The following is a 14,898-nucleotide window of genomic DNA, read 5'->3' as shown; positions in this document are numbered from 1 at the left end:
CGCTATCCTTGAATAAAAGAACCGGTTCTGAATTTACGCGCCCAGGTTGCCATCTAGCAAACCCCCATGCCCAGTTGCATGAGTGCCAGAGCGCCCTGATGCCAGCCCCACCACGCCCATGCAAGCAACGCGAACCCAACACTTACGCCGCTCAGCCATAGCCAGGTTGAACTCATGCCATCCCCTCCTGTGCCTGCAAGCGCGCCACCGGTCGTTCGCGTACCGGCACGTTAAGCGCCGCCGCCAACAGGCTCAGGCCAATCGAAACCTGCCAGATAAGGTCATAACTGCCGGTTTGATCATAGACCACGCCGCCCAGCCAGCCACCGAGGAAGGCCCCGAGCTGGTGAAACAGAAACACGATCCCGCCCAACATCGACAAGTTACGCACGCCAAACATCGTCGCCACCGTGCCGTTGGTCAGCGGCACCGTCGACAGCCAGAGAAAGCCCATGACCATGCCAAACACGTAAGCACTGAACTGGGTAATCGGCGCCCACAAAAACAGCACAATCACCACCGCGCGGGCCAGATACAACCCGGTTAACAAGCGCGGCTTGGACATACGCCCGCCAAGCCAGCCAGCCGTGTAAGTGCCAAAAATGTTGAACAGCCCGATCAGCGCCAGCACCGTAGTGCCCACGGTGGCCGGTAAATGCTGGTCCACCAGATACGCTGGCAGATGAATACCGATAAACACCACCTGAAAACCACACACAAAAAAACCAAACGCCAGCAACCAAAAACCCGAGTGGCTACACGCTTCGTGCAAGGCTTCTTTAAGCGTTTGCTCACCGCCCAAATTGGGCAGGGGGCGATCCTTGAGCATGCTCACCAGCGGCACAATCAGCGCGACCAACAAGCCCAATACCAAGAGCGCCGCCGACCAGCCGAGCCAGCCAATCAGCCCCAGCGTACCGGGCAGCATGGCGAATTGACCGAACGAACCTGCCGCACTGGCGATCCCCATGCCCATGCTGCGATTTTGCGGCGGCAAAGCGCGACCAACCACGCCCAAAATGACTGAAAACGAGGTGCCAGACAGGCCAATACCAATCAATAGACCCGCGCTCAGCGACAACGACAGCGGCGAATCCGACAAGCCCATCAGCAATAACCCGACGGCGTACAGCAACCCGCCGACAATCACCACTTTGGCGGCCCCAAAGCGGTCTGCCAAGGCGCCGGTAAACGGCTGAGCCAAGCCCCATATCAAGTTTTGCAGGGCGATGGCGAAGGCAAACACTTCACGGCCCCAACCGAACTGCGCACTCATGGGCGGCAGAAACAGCCCGAAACCGTGCCTGACCCCTAAAGACAGCGCCAAAATCAAAGCACTGCCCAGCAGCACCCAACCGCTGTTACGCCACACCGTTGTCATTGTTGTTCTCCGGGAGCGGGTATATACCCATTTAAGCCCAGGCGACTGACCTTCAGTCAGGGCCGGCCAATTCATCCAATAGCGCTAACAACTGTGAGCGTCGCTCTTCACCCAAGCGATCCATCAAACGCTGCTGTGCGGCTTCCCACGCAGGCAAGGCAGCAGCCAGACGCTCATTTCCTGTCTTGGTCAGGCACACCAGACGATTACGCTGGTCCGCGCCCTCGGACAGCTTCACCAGCCCTACGCCCTCAAGCACACGCAAGTTACGGCCCAAGGTGCTGCGGTCCAGCCCCATAGCTTCTGCCAGGCTGGAAATACTCGGTTGATCAAGACGCTTAAGATTGCTCAGCAGTGAATACTGGGCAACGTTGATCCCGAAGCCATCGAGGGCGCCGTCGTAATGTTTGCTGACGCCACGGGCGGCGCGTCGCAGGTTGGTGCATAAACACTGGGTCGGTAACATTTTGTATGTATATACCCGCAATAAAAGAGAATCAAGGTGAAAGATCAGCCCACCAGTGCCAGGCCTACCAGCATCAGCACTTCCAGCAGCTCCAGCATGGCGCCCGCTGTATCGCCGGTGGTGCCGCCCAACCGGCGCATCATCATCTGGCGCAACCACGCAAACCCGAGCACGGCCAACGCCAACGCCCACACACCGCTCACGCCTGCCAATAACACACAAGCCAGCGCGCTGAACCCCAGCACCCACCACCCCGCGTGACGCGGCAAGTGGTCGGCCAACGCCTGCCCCAACCCACCGGCGCGCACATAAGGCGTGGTCAGGAATATCCCAAGCAACGCACTGCGCCCGATCAGCGGCACGATCAACAATGCCGCCCACTGTCGCTGCTCAATCAACGCCAGCAGCGCGCAAAATTTCAGCAGCAGTACCAGCACCAACACCACCACGGCTATCGGCCCGCTGCGCGGGTCTTTCATGATGGTCAGGGTGCGCTCGCGGTCACCAAACCCGCCCAGCCAGGCGTCGGCACTGTCGGCCAGACCGTCCAGGTGCAACCCGCCACTGAGCAGCACCCACACCGTCAGCAGCAAGGCGGCATGGAGCATGGCCGGAGCACCTGCCAACACACCATTAACCCCCCACAGCACGGCACCGAACAGCACGCCCACTAATGGATAAAACAGCAACGAACGCCCAAGTTCCTGAGGCTGCGGCATGCACGGCAACCGCACCGGCAAACTGCTCAGAAACTGCAAAGCAATCCAGAAGGGCAGCATCAGTCCATCACCTCATGCAACTGACCGTCCGCCATCACTTGCAGGCCAAACAAAGCCCCATGCGCGACTGCAACGTTAAGTAACTGCTCGCGTGGCAAGCCTCGGGCCTGTGCAAGCAGTCGCTTGATCACGCCACCGTGACAGACCACCAACACCCGCTCACCCGCACAACTGCGCTGCAAACGCAGCACTGCCGCCAACACCCGCTCGGCGAACTCCACCACCGGCTCACCATCAGGCGGGGTAAAGCGGTAGGGGTCGGCCCAAAACAGCCCCAGCGCCTGCTCATCGGTTTGCATCAGCGCCGCCGCGCTCTGCCCTTCCCACGCCCCGAAATGCAGCTCTTGCAGGTCTTTTTCCAGACTCAGCGGCAGGTTGAGTGAGGCCGCCAATTCTTCAGCAAATAAACGGCAGCGTTGCAAAGGAGAGCTGACAATACGATCCCACGGCCCCTGTCCGATCACCGCCTTACGCATTTGCGACCAGCCCAGTTCGGTCAGCGCATCATCCAGGCTGCCGCGCAAGCCGCCGCCCAACTCGGTTTCGCCATGACGCAGCAGGTCCAGGTGCACGCTCATGCCGGACGATCCGCCACGGCCGCCTCAGCAAACGTCGCCATCTGCGCGTGCAGGTCGCAGGCCATACGCAGCAAGGGCACCGCCAACGCAGCGCCGCTGCCCTCGCCCAAACGCAAGCCCAAGTCGAGCAAAGGCTCAGCTTCAAGGCTTTCAAGCACATGACGATGCCCTTGCTCGGCACCGCGATGGCTAAAGATCAACCACTGGCGGCACTCAGGGTTCAAACGCACAGCCACCATTGCGGCAACGGTGCAGATAAAACCATCCACCAGCGCAACGACACCCGCTTGCGCGCACGCCACGTAGGCGCCCGCCAAGGCAGCAATTTCGAAGCCGCCCAGACGAAACAAGGCTTGCAACGGGTCGTCGAGCAGCCCGGCATGAAACGCCAGCGCCCGCTCGATGACCCGCGCTTTATGGCTGACACCGGCTGCATCCAGCCCGGTGCCCGGCCCGGTTAATAAAGAGGCCGGGCATTGCAGCAGCGCGCTGGCCACGGCACTGGCGGACGCCGTGTTGCCGATGCCCATTTCGCCACCGATAAACAATTCGCAGCCCTGCTCCCGTGCCCGCAAAACGCTGTCGCGCCCCGCCTGCAACGCCTTCAACCCTTGCGCGTCGGTCATCGCCGGGCCGTTCGCAAAGTTCGCCGTGCCTGCGCCCAATTGCACATGGCGCACGCCTGCCAGGTTGAGCATCGGCGAAACCGTGCCCAGGTCCACCACATCCAGCTGCGCGCCCAATTGCCGTGCCAGCACACTGATCGCCGCACCGCCGTTGACAAAGTTATGCAGCATTTGCCCGGTCACAGCTTGCGGATACGCCGAAACACCTTCGGCCACCACGCCGTGATCGCCCGCAAAAATGGCAATCCACAGGTGATCGACACGCGGCTTGAGCTGGCCTTGCAGCCCGGCCAATTGAATCGCCACCGCTTCCAGTTGACCCAGCGAACCGGCAGGTTTGGTCAATTGCTGTTGACGCTCGGCTGCCGCCTGTTGCACATCAAGGTCAACGGTTTTGCAGGGCAGCAGCCACCACGGCGTGTTCATAAAGCAGTTCCTTTCAAGGTGAGGGGCAAGCCTGCAACGGTCAGCACAACGCGCTGGCAACGCTCGGCCAACGCTTGATGCAGCCAGCCGGCTTCATCGACAAAGCGACGGGTCAGCTCGCCCAGCGGGACAACGCCCATGCCGGTCTCGTTGCTGACAAACAGGATTTCACCCGGTAGCTCGCCCAGGCATTGCAGCAATGCATCACGCTCCTCAGTCAGTCGCTGCGGGTTTTCGAGCATCAGCAGATTGGTCAGCCACAGCGTCAGGCAGTCGACCAGCAGGCAGGTATCGACGCGCGCGTTTTCACGCAGCACACGGGCCAGTTCGATAGGCTCTTCAATCAATGCCCAATGGGGCGGACGGCGTTCACGGTGGTGGCGCACGCGCTCATTCATCTCGCCGTCCAGCGGTTGGCTGGTAGCAATGTAGGTCACCGCACAGCCCGAGTCGGCCGCAAGCTTCTCGGCCAAGCGGCTTTTACCCGAGCGGGCACCGCCCAAAATCAGTTGCAACATGTTCGTCCACCTCTAAAAGACGCAGCACTCTGCGCCTGTCATCACGCGGTTAGGCAAGCCCACAGAGTTCGCGCAGGAAGGCGGTGTCGAGATGGTTTTCTACCAGGTCGGCCAGCCGTTCAATGTCACGCTCACGCAGGGCGTGGTAATCCACGGTTTGCACGGTGTGTAATCCGGCCCAGCGCAACAGCGCGCTACAGGCGGCCGGGGACTCGAACACACCGTGCAGGTAGGTGCCCAAAATCTGCCCGTCGGCACTGCACGCGCCATCGCAGCGCCCGTCATCCAACTGCACCGCGGGCAGCTCAAGCGCAGGCCCGGTCGTAACGCCTGCATGGATTTCATAACCGCTGACCTCTGCGTTTTCCAGAGTCAAACGCCCGCGCACGTTGCGCAGTTGTTTTTCGGCTTCAAGCCGGGTGCTGAACGCCAGCAAACCCAAACCGGCACTCGAACCCGACGGGCCTTCAAGGCCCAGCGGGTCGTGGACGTGCTCGCCGAGCATCTGCAAACCACCACAAATCCCCAGCACTTTGCCGCCATAGCGCAGGTGACGGCTGATGGCCGTGTCCCAGCCATTGGCGCGCAAGTAGGCCAAGTCACTGCACACGCTTTTGGAACCCGGCAGGATGATCAAGTCCGCAGGCGGTATCGGCTGCCCCGGCCCCACAAACTGCAAGTCCACCTGCGGGTGCAGGCGCAGCGGGTCGAAGTCGGTGTGATTGCTGATGCGCGGCAGCACGGGCACCACCACCTTGAGCACGTGCGCGTGTTTCTCGATCTGACGCTGATCAATGCCGTCTTCGGCTTCAAGGTGCAAGTCCATCACGTACGGCAGCACGCCAATCACCGGTTTGCCGGTGCGCTGCTCCAGCCAGTCCAGACCCGGTTGCAGCAGCGCGATATCACCGCGAAAACGGTTGATGACGAAACCTTTGACCCGCGCCTGCTCGCTCTCGGACAGCAGCTCAAGGGTGCCGACCAAATGCGCAAAGACCCCGCCGCGATTGATGTCGGCAATCAGGATCACCGGGCAATCTACAGCTTGGGCAAACCCCATGTTGGCAATGTCACCGGCGCGCAAATTGATCTCGGCGGGCGAGCCGGCCCCCTCGACCATGACCACCGGGTAGGCCGCGCTCAGGCGTTGATGCGAGGCCAGCACCGCTTGCATCGCGATGGCTTTGTAATCGTGGTAAGCCACCGCGTTCATGCTGGTCACGGCGCGGCCGTGAATAATCACTTGCGAACCGGTGTCGCTGTTAGGTTTGAGCAGCACCGGGTTCATGTCGGTGTGTGGCGCCAGCCCCGCGGCCTGCGCCTGAACCGCTTGTGCGCGACCGATCTCGCCCCCCTCGGGGGTCACGGCACTGTTGAGCGCCATGTTCTGCGGCTTGAAAGGCACCACGCTGACGCCCTGGCGGGTCACCCAGCGACACAACGCCGTCACCAGCGTACTTTTACCGGCGTCAGACGTCGTGCCTTGCACCATCAATGTGCTCATGGGGTTTCCTGGGCATAAGCCTGCAAGGCGTGTTCAAGTTTGAGCCAGTCTGCCTCGTCGCCAGGCAGGCCCAAACGCACGCTGCTGTTGTGGGGGAACAAGCGCAACAAAATGCCGCGCCGCGCCATGAAGTCGTACAAGCGTTCGGCATGCGGCGTGATCAGCCACTGAAACAGCGCACAACCGCCCAAAGGCGGCAGCCCGTATTGGCTTAACAGCGCAACCAAACGCTCACTGGCCCGCTCGCTGCGTTCGCGCTGACGCGCATGCGCCTCGTAGTCGAGCAGGCACGCCTGCCCCAGCACCCGCGTCGGGCCACTGACGGCCCACGGTCCGACTTGCTCGGCGAGCAATTTGAGTAATTTAAGTTCAGCCAGCACAAAGCCCAGACGCACGCCCGCCAGGCCAAAAAACTTGCCGAATGAACGCAACACAATCAGACCGGTGCGATGGCTCTGCGCTGCCAGACTCAAATCGGGGGTGTTGTCCATGAACGCCTCGTCCACCACCAGCCAACCGCCACGCTGCACCAACCGCGCATGCCACTCCAGCAAGCGCTCTGGCGACAGGCTCAGGCCGGTCGGGTTGTTGGGGTTGACCACCACCAGCACGTCCAGCGTATCGAGGTAGAAGTCGACTTCTTGCTCCATGACTTCACGCACGACGTGCCCGTTACGCCGCCAGGCTTCGGCATGCTCGGCATAGCATGGGGACAACACCCCGACTTTGCCCGTACGGCGCAGGCGTGGCAGCAACTGGATGGCACATTGCGAACCCGGCACGGGCAGCACGTTCGGCGCGCCGTAATAGGCGCACGCGGCGTGCTCAAGCCCGTCGTCGGTTTCAGGCAGACGCGCCCAGGCCCGTTCAGCAATCGCAGGCACCGCAAAAGGCCAGGGCGCCAGACCGCTGGACAAGTCCAGCCAGTCGGTTTCACCAATACCGTATTGCAGCGCCGCCTGACGTAAACGCCCACCGTGCTCAAGCATAGAATTCACTCCACACGCACAAGATCAACAACCACAGCCACACACCGCGCTGTACCAACTGCCAGCCGCGCCCAATGGCGTCGGCGTCGGCGGGCGCGCCTTCACCCAACGGCGGGCGTTGGTGCAGCTCACCGTGGTAAATCGCCGGGCCTCCCAGCTCCACACCCAGCGCACCGGCACCCGCCGCCATCACCGGGCCAGCATTGGGACTGTCCCACTGCGGCGCCTGTTTGCGCCAGCACTGCAAGGCCAGCCGCGTTTTGCCCAACAGGGCGTACGTTAACGCCACCAGACGTGCCGGGATGTAATTGAGTACATCGTCGATGCGCGCAGCGGCCCAGCCAAAACGCTCAAAGCGTTCGTTGCGATAGCCCCACATGGCGTCCAGCGTGTTGCTCAAACGGTAGAGCACCACGCCCGGCGCGCCTGCCACGGCAAACCAGAAGATGGCGGCAAACACAGCGTCACTGCCGTTTTCGAGCACCGACTCGGTGGCGGCGCGCGCGACGTCGGTGGCGTCCAGTTCACTGGTTTGGCGACTGACCAGATACCCGACGCGGGTGCGTGCGGTCTCCAGGTCATCACTGCGCAACGCCTCGGCCACCGGCTGCACATGCTCGCCCAAGCTGCGCATGCCCAGCGCGCAATACAGCGCCGCGATCTCCACCAACCAGCCGATATAGGGCAGCCACGACAGCGCCGTGGCCAGGATCGTCAGCGGGACGACCGCCAGCACCCAGGCCGTCACCCCATGACTGCGCCAACCCCGCCCGCCGGAGTTAAAACGTTGCTCGATACGCTCAGCCATACGGCCAAACGCAACCAGCGGATGCCAGCGTTTTGGCTCACCCAGTAGCGCATCCAACGCCACACCGGCGACGCACAGTAACGCCACACTCATGGACTCACTCCCCAATAGTTCTCGTACACCAATTCGTTCAGTGGTCGCGCTTGCGCCCACCCTTCCAGCACCAGCATCGGCGCCGGGTAAAACGCCGCAACCGGCCCCAGGCATAACACCGCCAGAGGCTTGGCGCCGGGGGGCAGGCCGAGTAAATCTGCCAGCGCCTGCGGCTCGAACAACGACACCCACCCCATGCCCAACCCTTCAACCCGCGCGGCCAGCCACAGGTTTTGAATGGCACAGGACAACGACGCCATGTCCATTTCCGGCAAGGTGCGACGGCCAAAAATGTGCTTTTCACGGTCATCCATCAACGCGGCCACCAACACCTCGGCGCAGTCGTTGATGCCTTCGACCTTGAGCGTCATGAATTCATCCGAACGCTCGCCCAGCGCCTCGGCGGTGCGCACGCGCTCCGCTTCGACCAAACGTTGAATCTTGCCGCGCAATGCACGATCTGTGATGCGGATAAACCGCCACGGCTGCATCAAACCCACGCTGGGGGCTTGATGCGCGGCTTCGAGCAGGCGCGCCAACAGCTCGGGCGCTACCGTACCGCCGCTGAAATGACGCATATCGCGGCGTTCTGCGATGGCGCGGTACACCGCTGCGCGTTCTTGGGGACTAAATGCGTTGTCGCTCATGGCACCTTCACGGCACACGGTGCGAACAGCGCAGCCACGGCCTGGGGGTTGGAGGGAAAGTAAAAGTGCACATAAGACGCCGTCATCCGGCCTTCGCGATACACCGCTTCGGCGCCGCGCCCGCCATTGGGGCTAAGGCCACGGGCGATGGGGAGCAGCTCGGTGCTGGTCAGCGAGTGATGGTAGGTGTGACCACGCAGCAGGCCTTCGGGCATGTCCACCGCCTGCAACGCCAATGCCGCCAGGCGTTTCTGCATGGTGGCTTCGCCTTTCAACAACCCCACCAGTTCAGCCCGCTGGCCTTCAACATCGGTCAACGCATCGAGTAAATACAGCATGCCGCCGCACTCGGCCAGCAGCGGTTTACCGGCGGCGTGGTGGGCACGAATGGCCTCCAGCATCGGGCGGTTACGCGACAACTCAAGGTGATGCAACTCGGGATAGCCGCCTGGTAAATACAGGCTGTGCGCCTGCGGCAGTTGCGTGTCGCGAATCGGCGAGAAAAACAGCAACTCAGCCCCCATGTCTCGCAACAAGGCCAGGCTCGCGCCGTAGGTGAAGGCGAACGCTTCATCGCGGGCCACGGCAATGCGCACACCGGCCAACAGCGGTTCAATCGCGACCGGCTGCGGCGCGGCAAACTCAACCGCCGGTGGCAGCGCTACCTCACAGGTGCTGGCGAGCGCATCGGCGGCGGCATCGAGACGTGCGTCCAGATCGTTCAACTCGCTGGCCTGCACCAGCCCCAAGTGACGACTGGGTAGTTCGATACCGGTTTCACGCGACAGCGCGCCGTACCAGCGCAAGCCTTGGGTCAAGCTGCCTTCGAGCAATTGCGCGTGGCGTACCGTGCCGACGCGGTTGGCCAGAACCCCGGCAAATGGCAAATCAGGCTGATACATCGCCAGCCCCAACGCCAACGCACCAAAGGTCTGCGCCATTGCGGTGCCATCAATGACCCCGAGTACGGGCACACCAAAATGGCGCGCCAGATCAGCGCTGGACGGGGTGCCGTCGAACAGGCCCATGACCCCTTCAATCAGAATCAGGTCGGCCTCGCCTGCGGCTTCCCACAACAGGCGTCGGCTTTCGTCCGCGCCCACCATCCATAAATCAACCTGATACACCGGCGCACCGCTGGCGCGCTCCAGAATCATGGGGTCGAGAAAATCCGGGCCACATTTAAATACCCGCACCTTGCGCCCTTGATTGCGATGCAATCGGGCCAAAGCGGCGGTAACGGTGGTCTTGCCCTGACCGGAAGCCGGTGCGGCGATCAACACCGCCGGGCAATGACGCGACTCTCTCATGCTTGAACACTCACAATTCGATGCCTTTCTGGGCTTTGATGCCGGCCTGAAACGCGTGTTTGACCACGTTCATTTCCGTCACGGTGTCGGCCAGATCAATCAGTTCGGGTTTGGCGCCACGGCCGGTGACCAGCACATGCTGCATGGGCGGACGGGCTTGCAGGTCACTGAGCACCTGCTCCAGGTCGAGATAGCCGTGCTTGAGCGCAATGTTCAGCTCATCCAGCACCACCAGCCCGATGGAGGGGTCGCGCAGCATCTCGCGCGACACTTCCCACGCCGCTTCAGCTGCGGCGATGTCACGCTGGCGGTCCTGGGTTTCCCAGGTAAAGCCTTCGCCCATCACGTGGTAACGCACTTGCTCGGGGAAGCGGCGGAAAAAAATCTCTTCGCCGGTGCTGTTGCGACCCTTGATGAACTGCACTACGCCACATTGCATGCCGTGCCCCATGGCACGGGCCAACATGCCAAAAGCCGAGCTGCTTTTGCCTTTGCCATTGCCGGTCAATACCAGCAACAAGCCACACTCGTTGGGGGCGCTGGCAATGCGCTCATCCATGACGGCTTTTTTGCGCAGCATGCGCGCCTGATGACGTTCGTCGCGTTCGGGGGATTCATTCATGGCAGCTCTCCGTCGGGGCTGAATTAAGCAAACGGGAGGCGGGGGGAATAGGTCAATAACGACACACACTCGCCCGCCGCGAAGGTGCTGGATGGCTCAGGCCGGTCTCCGGGCTCACAAGCAGGCGGCCCTGACGCGGGGCAGCCCTGACCGCGCGCCTTCCCGTGAATAAACACAGTGGCACTCAGCGCGGCGTTGACTCATTTACCGTTGCGGGGGCAGCGCCGGGATCGTGGCGGCTGTGCGAAATGCACGCGCCCTCACCGGCTTCCCTGTTTCACCCTGCGAACCGTGGATTGCAGGGCACCTGAAACAAGCGCCAAAGGTTAGAGGGTTGGGGGTGGAGCGTCAATTAAAGGTGGTGCGCATATCGGCTCGCTTCGCATTGCCCTGAACCTTTAAGCGACTAGGCTTCTCTATCACTTACGCCCCCTGAACTCATGGAGATTCACATGCTCAAGCGCCAACACGCCGTCGTCATCGTCCTTGCGGCCGGTTTAGCCGCCTGTGGTGAGAGTTCGTCACTGCAAGTGGCGGATGGCACCGGCCCCTCGCCCAAGCTGCCTGAACCCAATAAAACCTTGATCCCCACCGTTAACATCGCCCCCGCCGTGGGCTGGAGCCAAGGCGCCAAGCCGATTGCAGCTCAAGGCTTGAACGTCAGCGCATTTGCTGAAGACCTCGACCACCCGCGCTGGCTCTACGTACTGCCCAATGGCGACGTGCTGGTGGCCGAAACCAACGCCCCGCCCAAACCCGATGACAGCAAAGGCATTCGCGGCTGGGTGATGGAGAAGGTCATGGGCAAAGCCGGTGCCGGCGTACCCAGCGCAAACCGCATCACGTTACTGCGCGACGCCAACCATGACGGCATCGCCGAGACCCGCACCGTGTTTTTGCAAAACCTCAACTCGCCGTTCGGCATGACGCTGGTGGGCAACGACCTGTACGTGGCCGACTCCGACAAGCTGCTGCGCTTTCCCTATCAAGCCGGCCAAGACTCCATCAGCGCCCAACCGACCAAAGTGGTCGACTTGCCGGGTGGGCCGCTGAACCATCACTGGACTAAAAACGTCATCGCCAGCCCCGACGGCAAAAAGCTCTACGTAACCGTCGGCTCCAACAGCAACGTGGGTGAAAACGGCCTGGACAAGGAAGAAGGCCGCGCCGCCATTTGGGAAGTTGACCCGGCGACCGGCAGCCACCGCATTTTCGCCTCCGGGCTGCGCAACCCCAACGGCATGGACTGGGAACCTGCGACCGGCAAACTCTGGACGGCGGTTAACGAACGTGACGAGATCGGCAGCGATCTGGTGCCGGACTACATCACCTCTGTCAAAGACGGCGGCTTTTATGGCTGGCCCTACAGCTATTACGGCCAGCATGTCGATGTGCGGGTTGATCCGCAAAACCCCGAGCTTGTGGCCAAAGCCATCGCGCCTGACTATGCCGTCGGCCCGCACACCGCTTCACTGGGTTTGAGTTTTGCCGATGGCAGCAAGTTGCCGAACTTCACTGAAGGGGCTTTTATTGGCCAGCACGGCTCCTGGAACCGCAAACCGCACAGTGGCTACAAAGTGATCTTCGTGCCCTTTGCTGACGGTAAACCCACCGGCATGCCGATGGACGTGCTCACCGGCTTTCTCAACGCCGACGAAAAAGCCATGGGCCGCCCGGTGGGGGTAGTGATTGATAAACAGGGGGATTTGCTGGTGGCCGATGACGTCGGCAACAAGATTTGGCGGGTGTCAGCCAAGTAACCTGAGGCTCGCAGCTTTCGCCAGTTCCTACAGACGTCCCGTAGGAGCTGGCACAGGTTGCGAGCTTTTAAGAAGCGCGCAGAATGCTTAAGGATTACGCGCCAGGTGCTGCTCGGTCGGCAAGACGCGCTTGGCATTCAGGTAGGCTTTTTGCCAATAGGCTTTGGACAGGCTGTCGAGCTTGACGGTGCCGCCCGTGGCAGGCGCATGCACAAAGCGCCCTTCACCTACATAAATCCCTGCATGGCTGACTTGCGTACCACCGCTGGTGGCGAAGAACAGCAAGTCACCGGTTTGCAGTTTGTCTTTGCCCACATTCGGCGCGCTCATCACGATCATTTCGCGGGTTGAGCGCGGCAACGAAATACCCGCGGCGTCGTTATAGACGTACTTGATCAAACCGCTGCAATCAAAGCCCGAATCCGGGGTATTACCGCCCCAGCGATAAGGCGTACCGACCAAACCCAAGGCGCGAAACAGCACATCGGCCGCGACCGGCGAAAAGTCTTCAGAGGGGTTGGTAAATACCACCGGTTTTTTGGCCACGGGGGCTGGTGGCGGGTTGCTGGCGCAAGCACTGAGCAAGGCAGCTAGAGTTAAAACGGCAACGCGGGCGATGATCGACATAAACAGAACGTTCCTGATTCTGGATACGGCAACTCGGCCGCGAAACCTGAAGCCGCGAGAGGGAGCACCTTCGCGGCTTCAAGAATTTAACAATGCGACTGAATTCTAGCCCTTAGAGGCCAAACTTCAAGTGAAGCTTTAACTTTACTTGCGGGCTACTACGCTCGTAGGCGCCATCGCCAAGGCCCGTTTGGCCTCAATAAAGGTTTTGCTCCAGTAGGTGTCACCCAGGTTGTCAATCCGTACGCCCCCGCTGCGGCGGCTGCTGGAGTGGATGAACTGGTCATCGCCCAGGTAAATGCCGGCATGGCTGACGCGGCCACGGCCGTTGGTGCTGAAGAACAGCAAGTCACCCGGCTTGAGTTTGTTGCGCGCGACGAGCGGTGCTTTTACGTTGATCATTTCTCGCGTGGAACGCGGCAATTGCATGCCCGCCTCTTCGCGAAACAGATAACCGATAAAGCCGCTGCAATCAAAGCCTGCTTCAGAGGTGCCGCCAAAACGGTAGCGGGTACCGATCAAGGACATGCCACGCTCAAGGATGCTGTCAGCCAGGGCTGGCAGTTCGTAAGGCTTGCTGTTCTCGGAGAATTGAGCCAGTTCTTTTTCGGTCGCCAACTCTTCCTGATAAATAGCGGAAGCCTGGGACGAAGATGACGGTTGAACCTGTTGATCGACCACTTGCTCAGACACTGGCGAGTGCGCAGCGCAACCAAACAACAGGGTAACGAGTGCGAGAGGCACGAGGGGTGCGAAGCGATTTAGCATGGGCACGACCGTGGCTTGTAGGAAAAGTAGTCGCGACTATGCCAACTATGATCCTCATTTGCAAATTCAATCGATCTAAATGTGACTCGCCAGTTTTCTCATGACATCTAAGGTTTTACACCCCTGACGATAGATTCTGCGCGCGCAGCCCTTCTGGCCCGCAGGTTTTCTGGCGCCTGAAACTTGCCAAACAGAGGTGAAGTGCCGCCTTTACCAGCCCAATGTTTCTTTCAAGAACGGGATGGTCAGCTTGCGCTGGGCTTGCAACGAGGCTTGATCGAGCTGCTCAAGCAGGTCAAACAATGCACTCATGCTGCGGGTGCCGCGGGTCAGGATGAAGTGCCCGACTTCGTCGGTCAGGTGCAGGCCACGGCGTGAGGCGCGCAGCTGCAAGGCTCGCAGTTTGTCTTCGTCAGACAAGGGGCGCATCTGGAAAATCAACGCCAGCGTGAGGCGCGACTTGAGGTCAGCCAGCTTGATCGGCAATTCGCGCGGCGAGGCCGAAGCGGCAATCAGTAAACGCCGACCGCTGTCACGCAGACGGTTGAACAAGTGGAACAAGGCCTCTTCCCAATCAGCACGACCGGCCACGGCTTGAAGGTCGTCCAGGCACACCAGCTCGTATTGCTCAAGGTTGTCGAGGATTTCGATGCCACGGTCCATCAGCTCGCCCAGCGGCAGATAAACAGCAGGCTCACCCATCTGTTCAAAACGCAAGCAGGCTGCCTGGAGCAAGTGCGTACGCCCTACCCCGTGTTTACCCCAAAGATAGATCAGACTTTCTGTCCAGCCGGCGTCGGCTTCGCATAGACGCTCGACATAGCCGAGTGCAGCGGCATTGGCGCCTGGATAGTAGTTTATGAAGGTAGCGTCATCACGCAGACGCACACCTAGGGGCAGCTGAATCGGTTTCATGCTGACTGAACAGTTCAAACGAACCGTTAGTGGCCTCTGTGTAAAGTTTGCAAAGTTTATACCCGTGTAGCCGGGCGCACA

At 61.0% G+C, this 14,898-nt stretch carries 17 protein-coding genes and 1 riboswitch; of the genes, 1 reads left to right on the top strand and 16 read right to left on the bottom strand.

The annotated features are described in order from the left end of the window. Positions 1-53 precede the first annotated feature (53 nt). Genes AP059_RS22640 through cobO form a run of 13 tightly spaced genes read right to left on the bottom strand, consistent with a single transcriptional unit; the run spans position 54 to position 10,747 of the window. Positions 54-176, bottom strand: coding sequence for a hypothetical protein (locus AP059_RS22640; RefSeq protein WP_256209668.1), 123 nt, complete (start codon positions 174-176; stop codon positions 54-56). Continuing rightward, on the bottom strand, positions 173-1,381 hold the full coding sequence (locus AP059_RS03040; RefSeq protein WP_059761825.1) for an MFS transporter: 1,209 nt from the start codon (positions 1,379-1,381) through the stop codon (positions 173-175). Before AP059_RS03040 ends, AP059_RS22640 begins: the two co-directional genes overlap by 4 nt. 52 nt (positions 1,382-1,433) lie before the next feature. Further along, positions 1,434-1,847, bottom strand: coding sequence for a MarR family winged helix-turn-helix transcriptional regulator (locus AP059_RS03035; protein ID WP_059761824.1), 414 nt, complete (start codon positions 1,845-1,847; stop codon positions 1,434-1,436). Between the two features lie 44 nt (positions 1,848-1,891). Further along, complete coding sequence (locus AP059_RS03030; RefSeq protein ID WP_059761823.1) at positions 1,892-2,626, bottom strand: adenosylcobinamide-GDP ribazoletransferase; 735 nt, start codon at positions 2,624-2,626, stop codon at positions 1,892-1,894. Beyond that, a complete protein-coding gene (gene cobC / locus AP059_RS03025; RefSeq protein ID WP_059761822.1) occupies positions 2,626-3,204 on the bottom strand; it encodes an alpha-ribazole phosphatase family protein in 579 nt (192 codons plus the stop codon). Before cobC ends, AP059_RS03030 begins: the two co-directional genes overlap by 1 nt. After that, on the bottom strand, positions 3,201-4,256 hold the full coding sequence (gene cobT / locus AP059_RS03020; RefSeq protein WP_059761821.1) for a nicotinate-nucleotide--dimethylbenzimidazole phosphoribosyltransferase: 1,056 nt from the start codon (positions 4,254-4,256) through the stop codon (positions 3,201-3,203). The genes cobC and cobT overlap by 4 nt, the downstream gene beginning before the upstream one ends. After that, positions 4,253-4,774, bottom strand: a complete 522-nt coding sequence (gene cobU / locus AP059_RS03015) for a bifunctional adenosylcobinamide kinase/adenosylcobinamide-phosphate guanylyltransferase (protein WP_048362872.1) — start codon at positions 4,772-4,774, stop codon at positions 4,253-4,255. Before cobU ends, cobT begins: the two co-directional genes overlap by 4 nt. A gap of 49 nt (positions 4,775-4,823) precedes the next feature. Continuing rightward, positions 4,824-6,278, bottom strand: a complete 1,455-nt coding sequence (locus AP059_RS03010) for a cobyric acid synthase (protein WP_059761820.1) — start codon at positions 6,276-6,278, stop codon at positions 4,824-4,826. Continuing rightward, on the bottom strand, positions 6,275-7,267 hold the full coding sequence (gene cobD, locus AP059_RS03005) for a threonine-phosphate decarboxylase CobD (protein ID WP_059761819.1): 993 nt from the start codon (positions 7,265-7,267) through the stop codon (positions 6,275-6,277). The genes AP059_RS03010 and cobD overlap by 4 nt, the downstream gene beginning before the upstream one ends. Then, positions 7,260-8,168, bottom strand: a complete 909-nt coding sequence (gene cbiB, locus AP059_RS03000; RefSeq protein WP_059761818.1) for an adenosylcobinamide-phosphate synthase CbiB — start codon at positions 8,166-8,168, stop codon at positions 7,260-7,262. The genes cobD and cbiB overlap by 8 nt, the downstream gene beginning before the upstream one ends. Continuing rightward, the gene (gene bluB / locus AP059_RS02995) at positions 8,165-8,815 is read right to left on the bottom strand and encodes a 5,6-dimethylbenzimidazole synthase (RefSeq protein ID WP_048400958.1); all 651 of its coding nucleotides are present in this window, start codon (positions 8,813-8,815) and stop codon (positions 8,165-8,167) included. Before bluB ends, cbiB begins: the two co-directional genes overlap by 4 nt. After that, the gene (locus tag AP059_RS02990) at positions 8,812-10,125 is read right to left on the bottom strand and encodes a cobyrinate a,c-diamide synthase (protein WP_059761817.1); all 1,314 of its coding nucleotides are present in this window, start codon (positions 10,123-10,125) and stop codon (positions 8,812-8,814) included. Before AP059_RS02990 ends, bluB begins: the two co-directional genes overlap by 4 nt. Positions 10,126-10,135: 10 nt before the next feature. Continuing rightward, positions 10,136-10,747 (bottom strand): cob(I)yrinic acid a,c-diamide adenosyltransferase, encoded by a 612-nt coding sequence (gene cobO / locus AP059_RS02985; protein WP_048362866.1) that lies wholly within the window; start codon positions 10,745-10,747, stop codon positions 10,136-10,138. Between the two features lie 82 nt (positions 10,748-10,829). After that, positions 10,830-11,073, bottom strand: a riboswitch (cobalamin riboswitch). Positions 11,074-11,199: 126 nt separating this feature from the next. Between cobO and AP059_RS02980 the strand changes: the two genes are divergently transcribed. Then, the gene (locus AP059_RS02980) at positions 11,200-12,507 is read left to right on the top strand and encodes a PQQ-dependent sugar dehydrogenase (protein WP_059761816.1); all 1,308 of its coding nucleotides are present in this window, start codon (positions 11,200-11,202) and stop codon (positions 12,505-12,507) included. 87 nt (positions 12,508-12,594) lie between these two features. Here AP059_RS02980 and AP059_RS02975 read toward each other — a convergent pair whose 3' ends face one another. The 3 genes from AP059_RS02975 to hda all read right to left on the bottom strand — a co-directional run bounded on the left by AP059_RS02975 (position 12,595) and on the right by hda (position 14,817). After that, positions 12,595-13,134 carry a C40 family peptidase gene (locus AP059_RS02975; protein ID WP_059761815.1) on the bottom strand — a complete coding sequence of 180 codons (540 nt, stop codon included), beginning with the start codon at positions 13,132-13,134 and terminating at the stop codon, positions 12,595-12,597. A gap of 144 nt (positions 13,135-13,278) precedes the next feature. Continuing rightward, positions 13,279-13,902 carry a C40 family peptidase gene (locus AP059_RS02970; RefSeq protein ID WP_059761814.1) on the bottom strand — a complete coding sequence of 208 codons (624 nt, stop codon included), beginning with the start codon at positions 13,900-13,902 and terminating at the stop codon, positions 13,279-13,281. 210 nt (positions 13,903-14,112) lie between these two features. Beyond that, entirely contained in the window at positions 14,113-14,817 is a 705-nt protein-coding gene (hda, locus tag AP059_RS02965; protein WP_047276383.1) for a DnaA regulatory inactivator Hda, read from the bottom strand. Between the last annotated feature and the right edge of the window lie 81 nt (positions 14,818-14,898).

It is taken from the genome of Pseudomonas sp. TAA207 (assembly GCF_001529285.1).
GTDB classification, from domain to species: domain Bacteria; phylum Pseudomonadota; class Gammaproteobacteria; order Pseudomonadales; family Pseudomonadaceae; genus Aquipseudomonas; species Aquipseudomonas weihenstephanensis.
The sequence above is the reverse complement of the archived record's forward strand: the minus strand, read 5'-3'. Positions and strand labels throughout refer to the sequence as shown.